Raw genomic sequence first — 17,913 nt, forward strand, 5'->3', positions numbered from 1 at the left:
CGGCGTCGTTATGCGGGAGTTCCGCAGGCGCCGCAGAAGCGGGCGGTGGGAGGGAGCTCCGCACCGCATTCGGCGCAGTGGCGTGGGGGAGCGGCCAACCGTGTGCCGCAGTGCATGCAGAATCGCGCGGCGCGGGGATTGCCGGTAGCGCAGGATGCGCAGGTCACCTGCTCCGAGGCGGTGGCGTCGTCACCCCCGGGCGTCGCGGATGCGTCGGCTCCGGCGGTAGTTGTCGGCGGCAGCGAGGCCGAGGTGTTCGACTCCGGCGCGGGTGGTGGTTGCAGGGCCGGTCGGTCCGCGGGCCGGCCGAACGGCGACGTGGGCGGAGGCGGGGATTGCTGCGCGGCCCACGGCACCGTCGACGGCTGCCCCATGCCGGCGATCGCGTTGAGACCCAGTGCGGCGCCGAGGAATCCACCTTCGCCGCCGCCGTGCCCGTGCGCCATTCCCTGGCCCGCGCCCAGGGCCATTTCCCCGGCGGCGTAACGCTGGAAATCGCCGGCGAGCCGGATGTAGGTGACATCCTTGGCGAGTCGTTTGAGTCGCTCGGCGTCCTCGGGTGCCAGGGTGATGTCGAAATTCCCCATGCGCGAGATCCGCATGCCGTACTCGTACAGCGTGAGGTTGGTCTGACGCACCACCGCCGACTCGATCGACTGCAGTTGCGCCGAGAGGCCGAGCACCTGCCAGTCGCCCTGCGAGATGCCGTGCGACACGGTCATCTTCATCGACTTGAGCAGCAAATCCGCGCACCAGGCCTGAATTCCGGCAGGATCGGTGAGATCGGTGGTGCCGACGAGGGAGGTGATCAGTTGCGCGGGATCGCGCACGGCCAGAGCGAATTCGCCGAAGACCCGCAGCGTCACGATCTGCTCGCTGGCCGGGTCGACGATGTCGTCGAGCCGGCCGCCGAATCTGACGCCCGCGAATTCGCGCGTGGAAACGAAATACAGCTCCGCGCGGTAGAAGTTGTTGCCGGTGACGGAGTCCACCAGTGCGCCCAGCACCGGCAGTTCGTCGGCGTCGACGCGATGGCGGCCCGGTCCCATCGTCGCGACGACCCGGCCGGACTTGACGAACAGCGCGATCTGATCGGCATTGACGATCGTCCGGCTGTAGCGCCGGATGTTCAGATCGGGCCACTTGTAGACCAGCTGGTCCTTGCGGCCGTCCGGGACGGCGATGAATTCCCGCTCGAACCAGGCCATATCCTCGCCCTTCCTCGGCCGTTGTCGTTATCCAGCGTACCGATACCTATCGGTATGGTCTACCGCCGACCTCGGCGGCGGGATTTCCGTTGTGTTACAACCTATCCCACGTATTGAACGTGCCGTTGAATGACGGTACATTGCCCATAGATATGATCGCCGTCACGTGAAAGGTCCTCCCCATGACAACTGTTCGACCTCCCTCGGAGGCGACGGCGCCCGCGGACGCGCTGCATGCCGAGGATGCGGGCTATCACAAATCGCTGCGCCCCCGCCAGCTGCAGATGATCGCCATCGGCGGTGCCATCGGCACCGGCCTGTTCCTCGGGGCCGCCGGCCGCCTGCACGACGCGGGTCCGGGCCTGTTCCTCGTCTACGCCGTCTGCGGAATCTTCGTCTTCTTCATCCTGCGAGCGCTCGGCGAGCTGGTGCTGCATCGCCCCTCCTCGGGATCGTTCGTCTCCTATGCGCGCGAGTTCTACGGCGAGAAACTGGCTTTCGGCGTCGGCTGGATGTACTTCTTCCACTGGTGTATGACCGGGATCGTAGACATCACCGCGATCGCGACGTATGTCCACTACTGGGGAGGGACCCGCAGCATTCCGCAGTGGCTCATCGCGTTGGTCGCGCTGGCGATCGTGGTGAGCATCAACCTGATCTCGGTGCGCTGGTTCGGTGAGCTCGAGTTCTGGGCGGCGTTGATCAAGGTGATCGCGCTGGTCGCCTTCCTGATCGTGGGTGTGGTCATCCTCGGCGGCCGCTTCGATCTGGACGGCCAGACCACCGGTCCGAGCCTGCTCTCCGCGCACGGCGGTCTGTTCCCGACCGGATTCCTGCCGCTCGTCACCGTCACCACCGGCGTCGTCTTCGCCTACGCGGCAGTCGAATTGATCGGCACCGCCGCGGGCGAGGCCGAGAATCCGGAGAAGATCATGCCGCGCGCGATCAATTCGGTGATCGCCCGGATCGCGCTGTTCTACGTCGGTTCGCTCGTCCTGCTCGGACTGCTGTTGCCCTACAGCGACTTCCACGCCGGCGAGAGCCCGTTCGTCACCTTCTTCTCCAAACTCGGGGTGAACGGCGCCGGGTCCATCATGAATCTCGTCGTGCTGACCGCCGCGTTCTCCAGCCTGAACGCCGGGCTGTACTCCACGGGCCGGATTCTGCGCTCGATGGCGATGAACGGCAGCGCCCCCAAGCTGGCCTCGCGCATGTCGAGTTCCGGTGTGCCGTACGTCGGGATCCTCGCCACCGGTTGCATCGCGCTGATCGGTGTGGGACTCAACGCGATGGTGCCGGACAAGGCGTTCGAAATCGTGTTGAACATGTCGGCGCTGGGCACGATCTTCGCGTGGACGGCGATCATCCTGTGCCAGTTGCAGTTGTGGCGCTGGTCGCGCATCGGCAAGGCGGAGCGTCCGTCGTTCCGGTTGATCGGCGCCCCGTACACCAGCATCGCGACCCTGGTGTTCCTGGCGGCGGTGGTGGTCCTGATGGCCGCCAGCGACGACGACGTACAGCGCTTCGCCGTGCTGGCCATGGTGTGCGTCATGCTGCCGGCGCTGGTCGCGGGCTGGTTCCTGGCCCGCCGCAAGGTTCTGGCGATGGCTACCGAACGCCTCGGCTACACCGGACAGTTCCCGGTGCTGGCGGAACGCCCGCTACAGAACGAGGCGGCCGAGTCGGCAGCCGAATCCGGGGAGCCGGGATCAGCGCCCGACGCCGAGAAGTAGCCACAGCCTCCGCCCCGGTACCACCGGGGCGGAGCTGTTCCCGGCGTTGGGAAGTTCGCGAACGCGGGGCCGTGGCCGGGGAACGAGAATGAGGCCCCGGTTCATCAGCGGCCTCGGGAGGTTTCTCATGCCGGAGCGACCCGATACACCCCTTCCGCATCCGTGGGCGAATCGCCGCATCCGCCGCAGTGAGGTGCGCGGACCGGATGCGCATCCGTGGGCGACGCGACGCAACGGTGGGGCAGAACCCTCGCAACGGCTACGCGTCGCGGTGGAATCTCCGGGCGAAGCGTCCGCGCGACACCACGTCGGTGACTCTGTCGGAAACGGCGGTGTGGCAACGGGTTTCGCGCCGGATCCGCTTTCCGGACCGGTGACCGCGGATGTCGAGGTCGATACGCTCGGCTCCGAGGCCGGCTCCGGCCGCAGCGCGCGCTCGCGGCCGAGTCCACGCCGGTTGGGCGCCGGTCTGGTGGAGATGCCGCGGGTGGTCTCGGTGGATCCGCGCGCCGCGGTACTGGACGACCCGGAAGTGCCCGAGGAGAAGCGATTCTGCTGGAAATGCAACTCCCCGGTCGGGCGCGCGGACGACGCGGGCTCCGGGCAGGTGGCGGGTGATTGCGGAAAATGCGGCTCGCCCTACAGCTTCCGGCCGATTCTGCAACCGGGTGAGGTCGTCGCCGGACAGTACGAGGTGCAGGGCTGTCTGGCGCACGGCGGTCTGGGCTGGATCTACCTGGCCGTCGACCGCAATGTCAGCGATCGCTGGGTGGTGCTGAAGGGTCTGCAGAATCCGCAGGATTTCGAGGCGCACGTGGTCGCGCTGGCGGAGCGGCAGTTCCTGTCGGAGGTCGCCTACCCCGGCATCGTGAAGATCTACAACTTCGTCAAGCACCGTGGCCCGGGCCGTGATGTCGCCGACGGCTACATCGTGATGGAGTACGTCGGCGGGCAGTCGCTCAAGCGCGTACTCGATCAGCGTGCGCCGCAGCGCATTCCGGTGGCCGAGGCGATCGCGTACGTGATGGAGGTGCTGCCGGCGCTGGACTACCTGCATTCGTTCGGGTTGTCCTACAACGATCTCAAACCCGACAACATCATGGTCAGCGAGGACGAGGTCAAACTGATCGATCTCGGCGCGGTGGCGGCCATGGAGTCGTTCGGAAGTATCTACGGCACACCGGGTTTCCAGGCGCCTGAGATCACCGAGACCGGGCCCACCGTGGCCTCCGACATCTACACCGTCGGCCGCACCCTGGCGGCTCTGGTGATGCAGTTGCCGCGCGACGAGCGCGGCCATCAGCTGCCGGAAATGCCGGGGCCCCAGGCGCATCCGCTGCTGGTTCGCTATCCGTCGCTGTATCGGCTGCTGTGCCGCGCCACCGATCCCGACCCGGCCCGCCGGTTCCCGTCCACCTATTCGATGTACTGCCAGCTCACCGGCGTGCTCCGGATGGTGCTGGCCACCGACACCGATCGCGAGCATCCGCAGGCGTCGGTCGAATTCGGTTCCATGCGTGGCGATTTCGGCATCGAGACTCTGATCGGTCAGACCGACGGCATCGTCGACGGCCGGCACCGGATGCCGACCCTCGAGGCGCGCGCGGTGGTGGCCGCCCTGCCGGTTCCCCTGATGGACAGCACCGATCCCAGTGCCGAACTGATGTCCACGCTGCTGCACGGAGATCCGCGGCATGCGCTGGATACGTTGCGGCGCATCCGTGATCGGATCGCCTCCGGCGTCCTCGCGGACACCGGCTCCTTCGAACTCGAGGGCGCACTCACCGCGGTGCGCGCCCATCTGGATCTGGGGGAGGTGGAGCCGGCGCGGGCCCTGTTGCGGGAGTTGATGATCGACTACGACGCCGACTGGCGGCTGACCTGGTACCGCGGTATCGCCGATCTGCTCGACGGCGCCTTCGAGCACGCCTACACCCAGTTCGACACCGTGCACGCCATGCTGCCCGGGGAGATCGCCCCGGCTCTCGCGCTGGCGGCCACCGCCGAACTGGTGCTGCAACATCTCGAACTGCCGGCGGACCCGGATCGCTGGCACCGGGCCGCGGTCGACTTCTACCGGACCGTCTGGCGCACCAACCACGGGGTGGTCAGCGCCGCGTTCGGACTGGCGCGACGACTGGCCGCCGACGGCGAACTGCTCGACGCCGTCGCGGTACTCGACCGGGTGCCGGTGACCTCCCGGCACTACGCGCTCGCGCACATGACCGGCGGACTGCTGCTGGTGTCGCGACCGGTGGCGGAGGTGACCGAGGAGGATCTCGCCGCGGCCGCACACCGTCTGGAGGCCCTGCCGGAGGAGCCGCGGGTACTGCAGTTGCAGGTCGTCGTGGTGGGCGCGGCACTGGAATGGCTGCGGGCGGGCGGGCAGCCGCGCCGGCCCGATGCGACCCTGCTCGGCTTCGCGCTCACCGAATCCGGTTTGCAGCTGGGGCTCGAGACCTCGCTGCGCGCGCTCGCCCGCACGGCGCCGGGTCGGCTGCATCGCTACCGGCTCGTCGATCTGGCCAATCAGGTGCGTCCACGCACCCGGTGGTGAACCGGCTCAGGCGACTCCGCGCACCCGCCAGAGCACGACGGCTACCGGCGCCGCGGCGATCAGCAACAGCCACAGCCAGTTTCCGGCCGCCCACGCCGACACCACCGCGAAGACCGTGATGGCACCGGCCAGAACGGCCAGCGAGGGAAGCGGGTTGACGGGCGCGGGAGCGGCGGGCGGATCGGGAGTGACGACGGGCAGGTCGGTGAACAGCGCCGCCAGCTCGACGCGGGTATCGGCCCGGGTGGCCAGTGCGGTGCGTTCGTCGAATTCGGGCAGGGTCAATCTGCCGGCGCCCAGTTGCTGTGACAATTCCTGCAGTGCGCGCTCTCGCTCGGCGGCGCTGGGGCGCGCGTCCGCCATATCGTCCATGCACAGCAGAATAGGTCGGCTACCCCCGCGGATCGCAATCGAACCGCCAAAGATGGGAACCGGCATGCCGCCGCACGCTTTCGATCCGCGCATGTTTCGGTGTGGTTTCCTTGATGTATGACGACCCGGACCGAGTACACCATCGACGAGCTCGCGCGTGAGGCGGGGACCACCGTGCGCAGCCTGCGGGTGTACCACGAGCGCGGCGTGCTGCCGCCGCCGCAGGTCAAGGGTCGTACCGGCTTCTACAGCGCCGAACACCTCAACCGGGTGCGGACGATCAGCCGGTTGCTCGACCGCGGCATCAAGCTCAACGGCATCAAGGAACTGCTCAACGCCTGGGATCGTGGTGACGATCTCGGCGACATCCTCGGCGTCGCGGAGCCCGATGTGTCGTCGGGCGCCGAATCGCCGGCCGGTGCGACGATCGCCGCGACCGATCTGGCGCAGCGGTTGCACGAGGTACCCAACGGGCTGGCCCGGGTCGTCGCGCTCGGCCTCTACGAACCGGTCGACGCCAGCACCTACCGTGCCGCCGATCCGATGCTGCTGCAGGCCGCCGACCGCCTGTCCGCCGCGGGCGTGCCGGAGCCGGAGATCATCGCCGAATTCGAGCGGCTGGCGACCGAGTGCGACCGGATCGCGCGTCGCTTCGCGGACCTGTTCCAGCGCACGGTGTGGACCGGCTTCCAGGACTCCGCGGGCACACCCGCGGACGTGGCCGGGCTGGCCGCGGGCTCGGAGGTGATCAGGACCGTCCCGGCGCAGGCGGGCGCCGAACTGATCGGCCGTTTCGTGGCCCGATATCTCGATCAGGACAGCGCGCTGAAGGAAGCGCTCGCCGACTCCTGAGCGTTCTTCGCGACAATCTCTTCCCCCCCAATGGTGGGAATATTTCGCGGTATAACGTGCCGTTGTCTAACGGTACATTAGTGGTGTGGCCGATACTTCTGACCTCAGCGTCGGGAGTGCACGATTGAACGGAGACACACCGATGACCGCAGCCACCCTTGCCCGCACCACCCGAGCCCTGCTGCTGGCCGCGACCGTCGCGGGTGCGGCGGTCGTGGGCCTGTCCGCCGGTCCGGCCGCGGCGCAGGCGCCCGGACCGTACTGTCTGTGGGCCGGCGCCGCCTTCGCCCCCGGGGCCCAGGTGCATGCCGGCGGCTGGGCATTCAGTTGCCGCAGCGACCTTTTCGGCGCCGCCCGGTGGAATGCGGACGGTCCGTCCCACCGCGCCGACACCGTGGCCAATCCGGGCGCGCTCGGCAATCCGGCCGGACGCTTCAGTCCCGGTGCGCGCCAGCCGGGCACCTCCTACAACGACTACTGCGTGGGCAACCAGCTGATCGCGGGAACCGAAGATGTGTACGAGGCGGTTCCGGCCTCGGGCGGCCTCTACTGGCGCGCGGCCGGGCCGATCTCCCAATGGCGTTTCGAGGACGAAGGCCCGGCGCCGACCTGGCGCTCGTCGAGCCTGTGCCGCGACGGCGAACTGCTCTGACCCGCAACATTAGGTATCGGGCGCGACCTACTTAAGTAGGTGCGCCCGAACATTACCGATGCGCGCCGCCCCCAGCCGGGGGAACAATCACACGTCGGCAGGTAACGGCAGATGGGTGAGCGATGGCAGGCGTGACACTGTGGATGCAGATGTCGCTCGACGGATACGCGGAGGGGCCCGACCAGGAAATTCACTGGCCGGTGGTGGACGAAGAGCTGTGTGAGTCCTTCCTGGACGAACTGCGGGCGGCCGAGGTGTTCGTCTACGGCCGCAAGACATTCGAGATCATGGCCGCGTTCTGGCCCTATGCCGATGCCGATCCGGCCATCTCGCCGTTCTACGTCGAATTCGCGCGCTGCTGGAAGCGCACCCCGAAACTGGTGTTCTCCCATACGCTGCGCGACCCGGGCTGGAACACCCGGGTGATCGGTGCCGATCCGATCGCCGAGATCGGCGCACTGCGGGCGGCCTCCACCGGACCCGTCGTGGTCTTCGGCGGCGCCCAGACCGCCTCGTACTTTCTGGAACATGATCTCGTCGACGAATACCGGCTGTTCGTGCATCCGCTGCTGCTCGGCGGGGGCGTGCCGCTGTTCCCGAAACCGCTGGACACGGCGGGACTGCAGCTGGTGGACATCATGACCTTCGACAGTGCGGTCGTGCAGATGCATTATCAGCAGGCCACGCCGGTCGCGCGAACGGGGTAGTCGCAGATCGCGGTATCGAATCCGGACACGCGACGGGGGCACGGTGGGCTAACTTGTTCCTACTATGTTCCAACGATCGCGTCTCGGTGTACTGCCCGCCACCAGCAGTGAGTTCGTGGGCAGGTCCGCCCAGCGGGAGCGGATAGCAGCGCTGATCGCGCGTGGCGCGCGGCTGATCACCCTGACCGGTCCCGGCGGCATCGGCAAAACCAGGCTGGCCATCGAAGCGCTGCGCCGCGATGTCGACCTACCCACGCGCTGGCTGGCGCTGGCGGAACTGGACGCCGAGACCGCGATCGCCGAGCTCCGCGATCTCGCCGCCCGGCCGGACGGCACCCCGCACGTCCTGGTCCTGGACAGCTGCGATCGGCTGGTGACCGCTCTCGCGATCGAGCTCGCGGACCTGCTCGAGGCCGACCCGGCACTGACCGTCGTGGCGACCAGTCGTGAGCCGATCGGCTGGATCGACGAACAACTCGTTCCGGTGCCGTCGCTGGATCCCGCACAGGCCTTGCGGCTGCTGCGAATTCGCATGGAGCTCACCGGCCGCACCGCCGACGGCGACGACGAGGATATCCTCCGGCGGATCTGTGCCCATATGAGCCACAATCCGTTCGGTCTGCGGCTCGCCGCGATCAGATTGCGGCACAATCCGCCCACCATCGTCCTGCACGAGGTGAGCGGCGATGCCTACGACCGCCGTCTGCAGTGGTCCGACAGTGCCCGGGTGGGGGTCGAAGCGCGCCACCGCGATATCGGCGCCAACATCGCGTGGTCCACGAGTCGTTGTACACCGACGGAATCTCTTCTGCTGCAACGTTTGTCGGTATTTCCGGGCGGTTCCGCGGGCGGCGGAGCCGACCGGGAGGCGATCGTGGCGATCTGTGCCGACGACGCGTTGCCGGCGGCGTCGATCGAATCGGCACTGGATCGGCTGGTGGAACGTTCGCTGGTGATCGTGCGGCTGACGGCCACCTCGGCGCGGTGGTACCTCACCGAATGTGTCCGCCTCGTCGCGCGCGCCGAACTGCATCGGCGTGATCCGCTCGAGGCCAATCGGCTCGCCGCCCGGCATCTGCAGCTGCGCCGGCTCGAGGTGCGCCGCGCCGAGGGGTCGGCGCTGCCGCAGCAGCCCTGTGTCGCCACGGCACAAGCGCCGGTCGCCGCGGTGGCGGCGCCGCGGCCCGAGTCCGATCGCTGGGAGAGCCTGTCGCGGGCGGAACGTGAGGTCGCGGTGCTGGCGGCCGCGGGCTGGCCCAACAGCGCGATCGCCGTGCGCCGCCACAGTTCGGTGCGCACGGTCGATGCGCAGGTGGCGATGGTCCGGCAGAAGTTGCAGATCACCTCCCGCGGGCAGATCGCCCGGCATCTGCCCGCCGAGGCTCGGGAGCGGATGCGATCCGAGGCCCGGACCCGGCGCGAGACGGCCCGGTCGTGACCACACCGTGGATATCCCAATTCGTCGGCCGGACCGCGGAACTGCGCAGCATCGCCGAATTGCTCGACCCCGGTGGGCCCCGGTTGATCACCCTGCTCGGGCCGGGTGGGATCGGTAAGACGACGCTGGCCACCGAGGCATTGCGCCGATCCCAGCGGCCTGGTCGCGATCAGGTGCTGTGGGTGCGGCTGGCGCGGCTGGAAACCGGCGCCGGCGTCGAGGCGGTCGCCGAGGAGATCGTGCGAACCGTCGCACCGACCGACCCCACCGGCCGCAGCGCCGAGGACTGCCTGCTCGACGCCTTCGCCTCGCTGGGCCCCGCTCGCACCATCCTCGTCCTCGACAACTGCGAACACGTCCTGCACCCGGTGGCGCGGCTGATCGTCGAGTTGCTGAGCGTGAATCCGGACGTCACCGTCGTGGCCACCAGCCGGGAACCGATCGGCTGGACCGACGAGCGGCTGGTGCCGGTGCCGCCACTCGCCAACGATCATGCGCTGGAACTGTTCCGGCGGCGCGCGGAACTGACCGGCCGGCCGATCGGCGCGGAGCCCGCCACTCTGGAACTGGCCGCCCGGATCTGCCGGCGCGTGGACAACAATCCGCTGTTCATCCGTCTCGCCGCGGCCCGGCTGCGCTACCGCCCGGTCGCCGAGGTGCTGCGCGATCTCACCGGCACCGACTCCGACGCGTGGATGCGCTGGTCGTCGGGCGTGCGGGCCGGTGCCGACGAGCGACACCGCAACGTCGGCGACGTGATCGCCTGGTCCTACGGACTGTGCACCGACGCCGAACGCCTGCTGCTGGACCGGATGTCGGTTTTCGCCGCCGGATTCGACCCCGGCGACGAGGAAACCCGCAGCGGCGGAATCGAATACAGCGCGGTGGCGCAGGTCTGCGCCGACGAGGCGTTGCCCGAGCCGGTCATCGCCGCCACGCTGGAGCGACTGGTGGAACGGTCGCTGGTGTCGACCCGCATGACGGCCACCTCGGTGCGCTATTTCCTGCCCGAGAGCGTGCGAGCGTTCGCGCGCGCCCGGCTGCAGGAGCGGCCGGACGGTTCGGCCGCACCGTCCGGCGTGCCCGCCCGCCATCGCCGTTACTTCCGCGACAAAGTCGTTGCCGGACAGGCGATGTGGTACGGCCCGGACGAGATGGAGTGGATCGACTGGGTCCGCGCGGCCTGGAACGACGTGCTGCTCGCGGTGGAGACCAGCCTCGCCGATCCGGGCGAGGCCGTGATCGGACTCGAGATCGCCACCGTGGTCATGGCGTTGCGGGTGCCGTTCCTCACCGGCACCAACCGCGCGGTCACCGGGCTCACGGAGCGCGCCCTCGCGGTGATCGGCGACGATCCGGCGTTGTCGTCGCTGCGGATCTCGGCCAAGGCGCTGATCGGCTGGATCGCGGTGTGGCAGGGCCGGTTCGACTACACCTCCCGGCTCCTCGGCGAATGTGCTGCCGAATGTCTCACCGATCCGGTGCTGCGCGGGGAATGGCGTGAGCACACCGCCGACGACATCGGTCTGCCCGCCCAGGTCGAATTCACCTGGGGGCTGGAACTGTTCCTGGTGCGCCTGGACCTGCGCGCGATCGATGTGTTGTCGCGCGCCCGCCGCAAGTTCGCGGCCGTCGGCGATCGCGGCGGCACCCAGCGCAGCGATCTGTTCACCGTGCTCGCGGCCGCCAGCCTGGCGACTCCGGAGGTCGCCGGGCGGGTGGTGCGCCGCCATCTGCACGACGCGGCGAAAACGGATGCGGCCTGGGCGGTGTCCTGGGCCGAGTTCGCGGAACTGGTCGCCACCATCCGCCACGGCGACCCCGCGGACGCCGTGCGCCGGGGCCGGGCGGCGGTGGCCGCGCATCTCGATCGCGGGGATACCTGGACCGCGGGCTGGATCATCCACTTCTGCACCGTCGCGCTGGCCACGATCCTGTCGCGGCGTATCGAATCCGGTGCGCGCCCGGGCGAACTCGCCGCCGCCGCGCGCGAGATCGCCTACCTGCAGGGCGGTACCGCCGCGTTGCATCGTTCGATGGGGATCGCCTCGGACCGGGTGCCGCTGGTGGTGGAGGGATCGGTGGCCGCGCGTACGGCCGCGACCGCGGTGCTGGGCGACCAGCGCTACGCCGCCGCGGTGCGTCGCGGTGGGCGGATGCGGCCGCAGGAGAACGAACTGCAGCGGTATTTCCTCGGACGGCTGGAGATCGTCGAGGACGCCGACGCCGGCCCGGACGATGCACGCTGGCAGGAACTTTCACCCGCCGAACGTGAGATCGCGATCCTGGTGGCCGCCGGGTGGACCAACAGCGCGGTCGCCGTGCGCCGCGGGACATCGGTCCGCACGGTCGACGCCCAGGTCGCGACCATTCGCCGGAAGCTCGCGGCCGCGGACCGCTCGGCGATCATCCACCGCATTCCGGGCGGCTTGCGCGATCGCGTGCGTGCCGAATCGCGGCAGCCACCGGGACGCCTGCGCCGAACCCTCTGATGTCGAAAGATACTGCGGCGGAGCACTGTCCGGATCTGTCGCTGGGCGCACGCGATCGCCGCGACGAACCGTTTCCGCCGGTGGCCGTTCGTATCCGGTACCGCCGGTCAACGGCTCGCCACGCGTGTTTTCACGGGTGCGCGATTCCCGGACCGCCGAGGGACTCGGTGACCCGGTCTCGACTCCGACTGTCGCCCAAGGCTTTCAGGGCGCGGTCGACATCGTCGGAGTCGTTGTGGACGTGGAACGACACCCGCAGCGCGCCCGCTCGGGCCGTGGTCACCACCGCGGCCTCGGCCAGGGCCTCCGCGGCGGCCGCGGCGCCCGGAATCGACACGATCGGCGCTCGTCCGGGAACGGGTGTGAAGCCGAGGTCGTCCAAGCCGGCGCGGAAGCGGTCGGCCAACGCCAGATCGTGGGCCTGAACCGCCGGAACGGTCAACTCCTCCAGCAGTTCCGCCCCGGCCAGCGCGCCCACCACACCGAGCCAATCGGGCGTGGCGTCGAAGCGGCGCGCGGTGTCGGCGAGCCGTTGCGGCGCATACATTTCCGCCCAGCGGTCGGCGGCCGCGTACCAGCCCGGCGCATGCGGGCGCACCCGGTCGGCGATCTCCGGCCGGATCGCCAGCAGCCCGACGCTGCGGGCGCCGAGCAGCCATTTGAAACTCGCGCACACCCAGATGTCGGCATCGGCGAATCGCAGCGGCAACCAGCCCGCGGCCTGCGAGACATCGAACAGCAGCAGCGCGTCGTGCGCCGTGGTGGCCGCGCGCAGCCGCGCCGCGTCGACCGTCCGGCCGTCGGCGGACTGGACGAGACTGCACGCCACCAGCGCGGTGTCCGGCCGTACCTCCTCGGCGAGTCGCTCCAGTTCCACCGTGCGCACCCGCAGATCCCCGCGGTAGCGGAACGGGTTCGGCACGGACGCGAAATCGCCCGCGGCGACCAGCACTTCGGAGCCGGGAGCCAGTGCCGCCGCGGCCGGTCCGATGAGAGCGGCGGCCGAATTGCCGATCGCCACATCGGCTGCCGTCGCACCGTCGAGCAGGCGGGCATAAGCGGCGCGCAGCCGATCCACCCGATCGTCGTAGCGCGAGGGTGCGCGATGCCCGCTCGCCCACCCGTCGAGGACCGCACGCACCGCGGTGAACGCGCGGACCGGCGGAATGCCGTACGAGGCGGTGTCGAGGTAGGTGGTGTCGACCGCGAATTCGTGGCCGGCCAGAGCGGGAACATACGCCGAGGAGGTCATGAGGCCATGGTCGCGAGCGAGTGGCCCGCCGGTCCATAGCCAGACGGGGCCCGCTGGACCGCTCGAAGGTGCCGATTCTCCCGCGACCGCCCGCAGCGGAGGCCGCCCGCGGTGCCCTCAGCTGCCGTGCGCCGCGCCCGCCTCCTCGGACCGCAACCGCTGGGCGGCCGCGTGGTCATGGGTCGGCACCACCGTCACCGTCGTGCGCACCAGGTGCAGCCGGTGCAGGGTCCGGAAGGTCAGATCGCGATCGTCATCGGCGAAACCGCCCGGGTAGCTTGCCTTCTGGCGGACCTTGTCGATCTGCAGATGATGCCAGGCGGCATCGCCGGCGAGCAGTACCCAGCCGCGCCGGGTATGGGCGAGCACGCCGATACTCCCAGGGGTGTGCCCGGCCAGATCCACCAGCACCACGGTCCCGTCACCGAACAGATCGTGGCTCGCGGTGAACGTCAGCACCGGCGGTCCGTCGAGGTCGTATTCGACCACCGGCCGCTCCCGCAGCGCATCGCGCACGCCGCCGACCGGCGCGACCGGCCCGGTCATGATCCACCGCTGCTCGACGCGATGCATGTGGACGGGCAATCCCGGCAGATCCAGCAGACCGCACACATGATCCCAATGCGCGTGGGTGGGCAGCGCGAAATCCAGCGGTCGCGGGTCGTGCTCACGCAGCGAGTCGACGGTCGCCACGGTGGCCGCCGGGGGCCGCACCGCGACCCGCAGGACCGCCGGGAGCTGCGCGATCGCCCGCCGTTCGGCATCCAGGCAGACGCCGGGGTCGACCACGAACCGGGCCTGCGGATGTTCGACGACGAAGGCGGTCAGCGCGTTGTCGATACGTCGCGGGGTGAACGTTCCCTCGACGACCGCCGCCGTCGGCACCGAGCGTGGCACCTGCGGCAGCGAGCGCACCGAGACGACGCCTCGGGGCTCGGGCAGCCCGGCGTCGGGGAGCGAGGCCAGCAAGCGCCGATCGAGCCGGCGGGGCAGCATCAGCCCGCGCACGGAACCCACTGCGGCAGTGCAGCATTCGAGCACACTCGGTGCCTTCACCGGATCCGGCATGTCATTCGTCCGTTCTGTGGGGGGCCGCGAACGACGGGATCGTCGCCACGTGTTGTGGCACGATAAAACTTAAGGTCGACATGAAGTAAAGGGGTGAGGCCGGCGATGGACGAGGGACTGAAGATCGGCGACGCCGCCGTGGTGGTCGGAGTCGAGGCGCATGTGCTGCGCCACTGGGAATCGGTCGGGCTGCTGCATCCGGCCCGCAGTCCCTCCGGGCATCGCGCCTACGACGAGCAGACTCTCGACCGGGCACGGCTGATCCGCACCCTGCAGCGCACCGGGTTGTCGCTGCGCCGGATCCGGGAACTCGGCCTCTCCGGGCGCGACGAGCGGCTGGCCCTGATCGGCGACGAGCGGGCCCGGTTGCGCCGCCGCATCGACCTGTTCGAGGCCACCGATCGTTTCCTCGCGCACATCCTCGACTGCCGGCATCCGATCCTCGCCGAATGCCCCGACTGCTCCGGTTTCCTCGCCGCGTACGGCGACGAGCGAGACCGGCACGAACTCGCGGATCGAGCCCACCCGACGCCGGCCGCTCACTGATGCAGGCGTGACCGGCTGCCGGGACGCTGCCGCGCGGTCTTGTTGCGGTACATCGCGGTGTCGACCGCATGCATGAGATCGTCGACCGCCTCGGGTTGCCTGGTGACCAGCGCGGTTCCGATCGACGCGCCCACCGTGATCGACCCGCCGGCCACCCCCACCGGTTCGCCGAGTGCCGCCAGCAGCCGGGCCGACATGTCGACCAGTCGCGCCTCACCCGTGCACCGCTCGATCAGCACGATGAACTCGTCGCCGCCGATCCGTGCGGCCAGTCCGTCGGGCGCGGCGGCCGCTCCCAGCCGCTCGGCGACCGTGCGCAGCACGCGATCACCGATGGTGTGGCCGTAGTCGTCGTTGATCTCCTTGAACCCGTCCAGGTCGAGATAGCACAGGCCGATGGGCGGCTCGGCCCGCGCGAGCCGGTCGAAGAACAGCAGCCGGTTGGCGAGCCCGGTCAGGTCGTCGTGATGGGCCTCGTACCAGAGCCGGTCGGCCAGCGCCTTGCGTTCGGTGATGTCGACGGCCACCCCGATGAGGAATCGCACGCTGCCGCGCGCGTCCCGCACCACCGACATGGACAGGTCGATATCGGAGTGGTGGCCGTCGGGCCGGGTGAGTGAGGTCTCCATCCGGAACCGGTCCAGGCCGCCGGTCAGCAACTGCTGGAACTGGGTGTAGGCCTCACCGATGTTGTCCTCGCCGAGCACCGCCGCCACCGACCGGCCGATTATCAGGTCGATCGGCACCCCGAGCATCTCGGCGAAGGCGGCGTTCACGTCGCGGACCCTGCCGGTCTCGGCGTCGATGGTGCCGATTCCCACCGAGGCGCCGGCGAAGATGGCGCCGAACCGGGCCTCCGACAGTTGCCGCCGCGCCTGTTCCTCACGGACCGCGGCCAGGGCGGCGCTCAGCGTGGTCTCCTGCTCGGCCAGGGCGGCGCCGCGCAGCGCCGCGGTGAATCCGGCGGCGAACTCTCCGGCCACGGTGACGGCGCGGTCGCGCACGGTCTCGTAGCCGGGGTCGCCGGGGTCCGGGCAGATCTCGGCGACCATATCGCGGCAGATCACCGCGACCGATCGGCTCACCGCGGCATCGTCGCGATAATTCGCGGCGACCAGCGACGAGGCGGCCAGCCGGGCCGCGTCGAGGCCGGCGGTGCCGCGCAGCGCGCCGAGCAGTTCCTCACACAGGCCGGCGAGCAGGGCCTCGATCTCGGTTCGCGTCAGCGTCGGCGCGACCACTCCGTCGAGTGCGTCGGCCCACCGCGCCGCCAACTCCTGCGAACCCACCCTGCAACCCCTGCCTATCTCGTGGACCCCGTCACACCTTGTGTCCCACGCCGCCCAAACCGAGCGAGCGTCCCGGCGTTTCGTGCAGGTCACGCTCGGATTCCGGGCGCCACAGCGGTAGTTCGACGACGCCCGGCTCGACCGGTTCCCAGCCGGTGAACATGTCGACGATGGATGCGCGGTCGCGAAAACGAATTCCGACGCCGCTGGTCGACTCCTCGTGAATCCGGGCGGCCGCCTCCGGACGGTGTGCCGAGGACAGATGGGAGATCGCGATATAGCTGCCCGGCGCCACGGCTGCCCGCAACGCGGCGACCTGCTCGCGCGGACGTTCCTCGTCCTGCAGCAGATGCAGCACGGCGACCAGCAGCAGACCGACGGGACGCTCGAAGTCGATCAGGCCGGTCTCGCGGGCGCGGGTGAGCAGTTCCTCCGGCTTGCGCAGATCCGCCTCGATGGCGCCCGCGTGGTCGTTGCCGTGCAGGATGGTGGCCGCATGGGTGACCGCGACCGGGTCGATGTCGACGTAGAGAACACGGATCGAGGGATCGATGTCCTGCGCGACCTCGTGCACGTTCCCCGCAGTGGGAATGCCCGATCCGATGTCGAGGAACTGCCGGATCCCGGAGTCGATCATGAATCGGACCGCTCGGCGCAGGAAAGCGCGGTTGCTCAATGCCAGCCGCGGTAGATCCGGCACCAGCTTGCGCCCCTCCGCCGCGGCCCATCGGTCCACTTCGAAATTGTGGGAACCCCCCAGCAGCGCGTCGTACATCCGGGCCGGGCTGGGCCGCTGCATATCCACGCCCTCGGGCGCCCACGCTGGCCTGTCCACTCGAATCCCCTCTTGCCGATCGAGAATCGGCCCGCCGGACGGAGGGTCCGGGGCCGATCTTGTCGAAGCCCAACTGTACGCCCACGCCGGGCCGGTCGGCGGACACACATCGGCCGCTCAGACCAGATTGATCGAGTCGAGTACGCGGGCGCCGAGCTCGGCGTCGCCGGTGATCGCGACGGCGCCCGCCCGCCACGGCAGCCGCCGGGTGCCCCACTGCGGAAACTCCAGCGCCAGTGCGGCGATGTGGGCGGCGGCGCCGGCGGCCCGGCCGGGCCGCACCCGCAGCCGCCCGCCGCGCGGCTCGATCCGCCAGGTGCCGCCGCCGGGGCCGGTGAAAGTCAGTGCCACCGGGGCGTCGAGCCAGCTCAGCGCCTCGCGGTGGGAATGTTCCAGCAATACGGTGAGCCAGGTCAGGATGGCGTTCATGCGCAGGGCGTCGGTGGGTGGCGGGGGAAGGTCGAGCGCGGGTGCGATGTCGTGGCGCAGATGCGTGTGCCAGTCGAAGAGGAGCATCGCCGGAATCAGATCCAGCCGATACCAGCCCAGCTCACCGATCGGCAGCGGGATGCGCCGTATTCCCGCCGCGGTGAACAGGGGCAGCGCCCGCACACCGCGCCGCGACCAGGTGTCGAACTCCGGGAGCACGTGACGCGTTGTGTGGGAACGCTTTTCGTCCACCAGCTGTTCGTTCAGGCGCTCCAGATCGCGGGTGGCGACGATGGCGGCGGCACTCGGGGTGAGCAGGGCGCGCACTCCCGTCGTCATGTGGATGACGACCTCGGCCACCGACCATCCGGCGGCCGCACTGGGCGCGGCCCACTGCTCCTCGGTCAACTCCCCGCAGAATTCGATCACCGCGCGGCGCTCTTCGCTCAAACCGGGCAGATATCGCGAACTCACCGGCAGACC

Annotated in this window: 15 protein-coding genes; 8 read left to right on the forward strand and 7 right to left on the reverse strand. The window is 69.6% G+C overall.

Going from position 1 to position 17,913, the window contains the following annotated elements; genetic code table 11:
- Positions 1-8: 8 nt before the first annotated feature.
- Positions 9-1,208 carry an SPFH domain-containing protein gene (locus NMI01S_RS28470; RefSeq protein ID WP_063001795.1) on the reverse strand — a complete coding sequence of 400 codons (1,200 nt, stop codon included), beginning with the start codon at positions 1,206-1,208 and terminating at the stop codon, positions 9-11.
- Between the two features lie 182 nt (positions 1,209-1,390).
- Here NMI01S_RS28470 and NMI01S_RS28475 point away from each other — a divergent pair, with 182 nt between their 5' ends.
- Complete coding sequence (locus NMI01S_RS28475) at positions 1,391-2,941, forward strand: amino acid permease (protein WP_063001796.1); 1,551 nt, start codon at positions 1,391-1,393, stop codon at positions 2,939-2,941.
- Between the two features lie 334 nt (positions 2,942-3,275).
- Positions 3,276-5,498, forward strand: coding sequence for a serine/threonine-protein kinase (locus NMI01S_RS28480; RefSeq protein WP_245717067.1), 2,223 nt, complete (start codon positions 3,276-3,278; stop codon positions 5,496-5,498).
- A gap of 6 nt (positions 5,499-5,504) precedes the next feature.
- Here NMI01S_RS28480 and NMI01S_RS28485 read toward each other — a convergent pair whose 3' ends face one another.
- Complete coding sequence (locus tag NMI01S_RS28485) at positions 5,505-5,870, reverse strand: DUF1707 SHOCT-like domain-containing protein (RefSeq protein WP_063001798.1); 366 nt, start codon at positions 5,868-5,870, stop codon at positions 5,505-5,507.
- Between the two features lie 117 nt (positions 5,871-5,987).
- On the opposite strand from NMI01S_RS28485, the gene NMI01S_RS28490 reads away from it, so the two are divergent.
- From NMI01S_RS28490 to NMI01S_RS28510, 5 genes are all read left to right on the forward strand, one after another.
- A complete protein-coding gene (locus NMI01S_RS28490) occupies positions 5,988-6,722 on the forward strand; it encodes a MerR family transcriptional regulator (protein WP_063001799.1) in 735 nt (244 codons plus the stop codon).
- A gap of 142 nt (positions 6,723-6,864) precedes the next feature.
- A complete protein-coding gene (locus tag NMI01S_RS28495; RefSeq protein ID WP_063001800.1) occupies positions 6,865-7,374 on the forward strand; it encodes a hypothetical protein in 510 nt (169 codons plus the stop codon).
- A 122-nt stretch (positions 7,375-7,496) separates the two neighbouring features.
- On the forward strand, positions 7,497-8,081 hold the full coding sequence (locus NMI01S_RS28500) for a dihydrofolate reductase family protein (protein ID WP_063920898.1): 585 nt from the start codon (positions 7,497-7,499) through the stop codon (positions 8,079-8,081).
- A 64-nt stretch (positions 8,082-8,145) separates the two neighbouring features.
- Positions 8,146-9,519: a LuxR C-terminal-related transcriptional regulator gene (locus NMI01S_RS28505; RefSeq protein ID WP_063001801.1), complete on the forward strand. Its 1,374-nt coding sequence runs from the start codon at positions 8,146-8,148 to the stop codon at positions 9,517-9,519.
- Complete coding sequence (locus NMI01S_RS28510) at positions 9,516-12,011, forward strand: ATP-binding protein (RefSeq protein ID WP_063001802.1); 2,496 nt, start codon at positions 9,516-9,518, stop codon at positions 12,009-12,011. Before NMI01S_RS28505 ends, NMI01S_RS28510 begins: the two co-directional genes overlap by 4 nt.
- Before the next feature lie 130 nt (positions 12,012-12,141).
- On the opposite strand, the gene NMI01S_RS28515 is transcribed toward NMI01S_RS28510, so the two are convergent.
- Together NMI01S_RS28515 and NMI01S_RS28520 are read right to left on the reverse strand one after the other, a co-directional pair.
- On the reverse strand, positions 12,142-13,263 hold the full coding sequence (locus NMI01S_RS28515; RefSeq protein WP_063001803.1) for an aminotransferase class V-fold PLP-dependent enzyme: 1,122 nt from the start codon (positions 13,261-13,263) through the stop codon (positions 12,142-12,144).
- 117 nt (positions 13,264-13,380) lie between these two features.
- Positions 13,381-14,280 (reverse strand): MBL fold metallo-hydrolase, encoded by a 900-nt coding sequence (locus NMI01S_RS28520; protein ID WP_245717068.1) that lies wholly within the window; start codon positions 14,278-14,280, stop codon positions 13,381-13,383.
- Positions 14,281-14,436: 156 nt separating this feature from the next.
- On the opposite strand from NMI01S_RS28520, the gene NMI01S_RS28525 reads away from it, so the two are divergent.
- Positions 14,437-14,877, forward strand: a complete 441-nt coding sequence (locus NMI01S_RS28525; RefSeq protein WP_063001805.1) for a MerR family transcriptional regulator — start codon at positions 14,437-14,439, stop codon at positions 14,875-14,877.
- Here NMI01S_RS28525 and NMI01S_RS28530 read toward each other — a convergent pair.
- The 3 genes from NMI01S_RS28530 to NMI01S_RS28540 all read right to left on the reverse strand — a co-directional run bounded on the left by NMI01S_RS28530 (position 14,871) and on the right by NMI01S_RS28540 (position 17,904).
- A complete protein-coding gene (locus NMI01S_RS28530; RefSeq protein ID WP_063001806.1) occupies positions 14,871-16,166 on the reverse strand; it encodes a sensor domain-containing diguanylate cyclase in 1,296 nt (431 codons plus the stop codon). The two genes, NMI01S_RS28525 and NMI01S_RS28530, sit on opposite strands and share 7 nt — an antisense overlap.
- 31 nt (positions 16,167-16,197) lie before the next feature.
- Complete coding sequence (locus NMI01S_RS28535; protein WP_084513353.1) at positions 16,198-17,001, reverse strand: SAM-dependent methyltransferase; 804 nt, start codon at positions 16,999-17,001, stop codon at positions 16,198-16,200.
- A gap of 117 nt (positions 17,002-17,118) precedes the next feature.
- A complete protein-coding gene (locus NMI01S_RS28540) occupies positions 17,119-17,904 on the reverse strand; it encodes a maleylpyruvate isomerase N-terminal domain-containing protein (RefSeq protein ID WP_063001807.1) in 786 nt (261 codons plus the stop codon).
- Positions 17,905-17,913 lie beyond the last annotated feature (9 nt).

It is taken from the genome of Nocardia mikamii NBRC 108933 (assembly GCF_001613505.1).
GTDB classification, from domain to species: domain Bacteria; phylum Actinomycetota; class Actinomycetes; order Mycobacteriales; family Mycobacteriaceae; genus Nocardia; species Nocardia mikamii.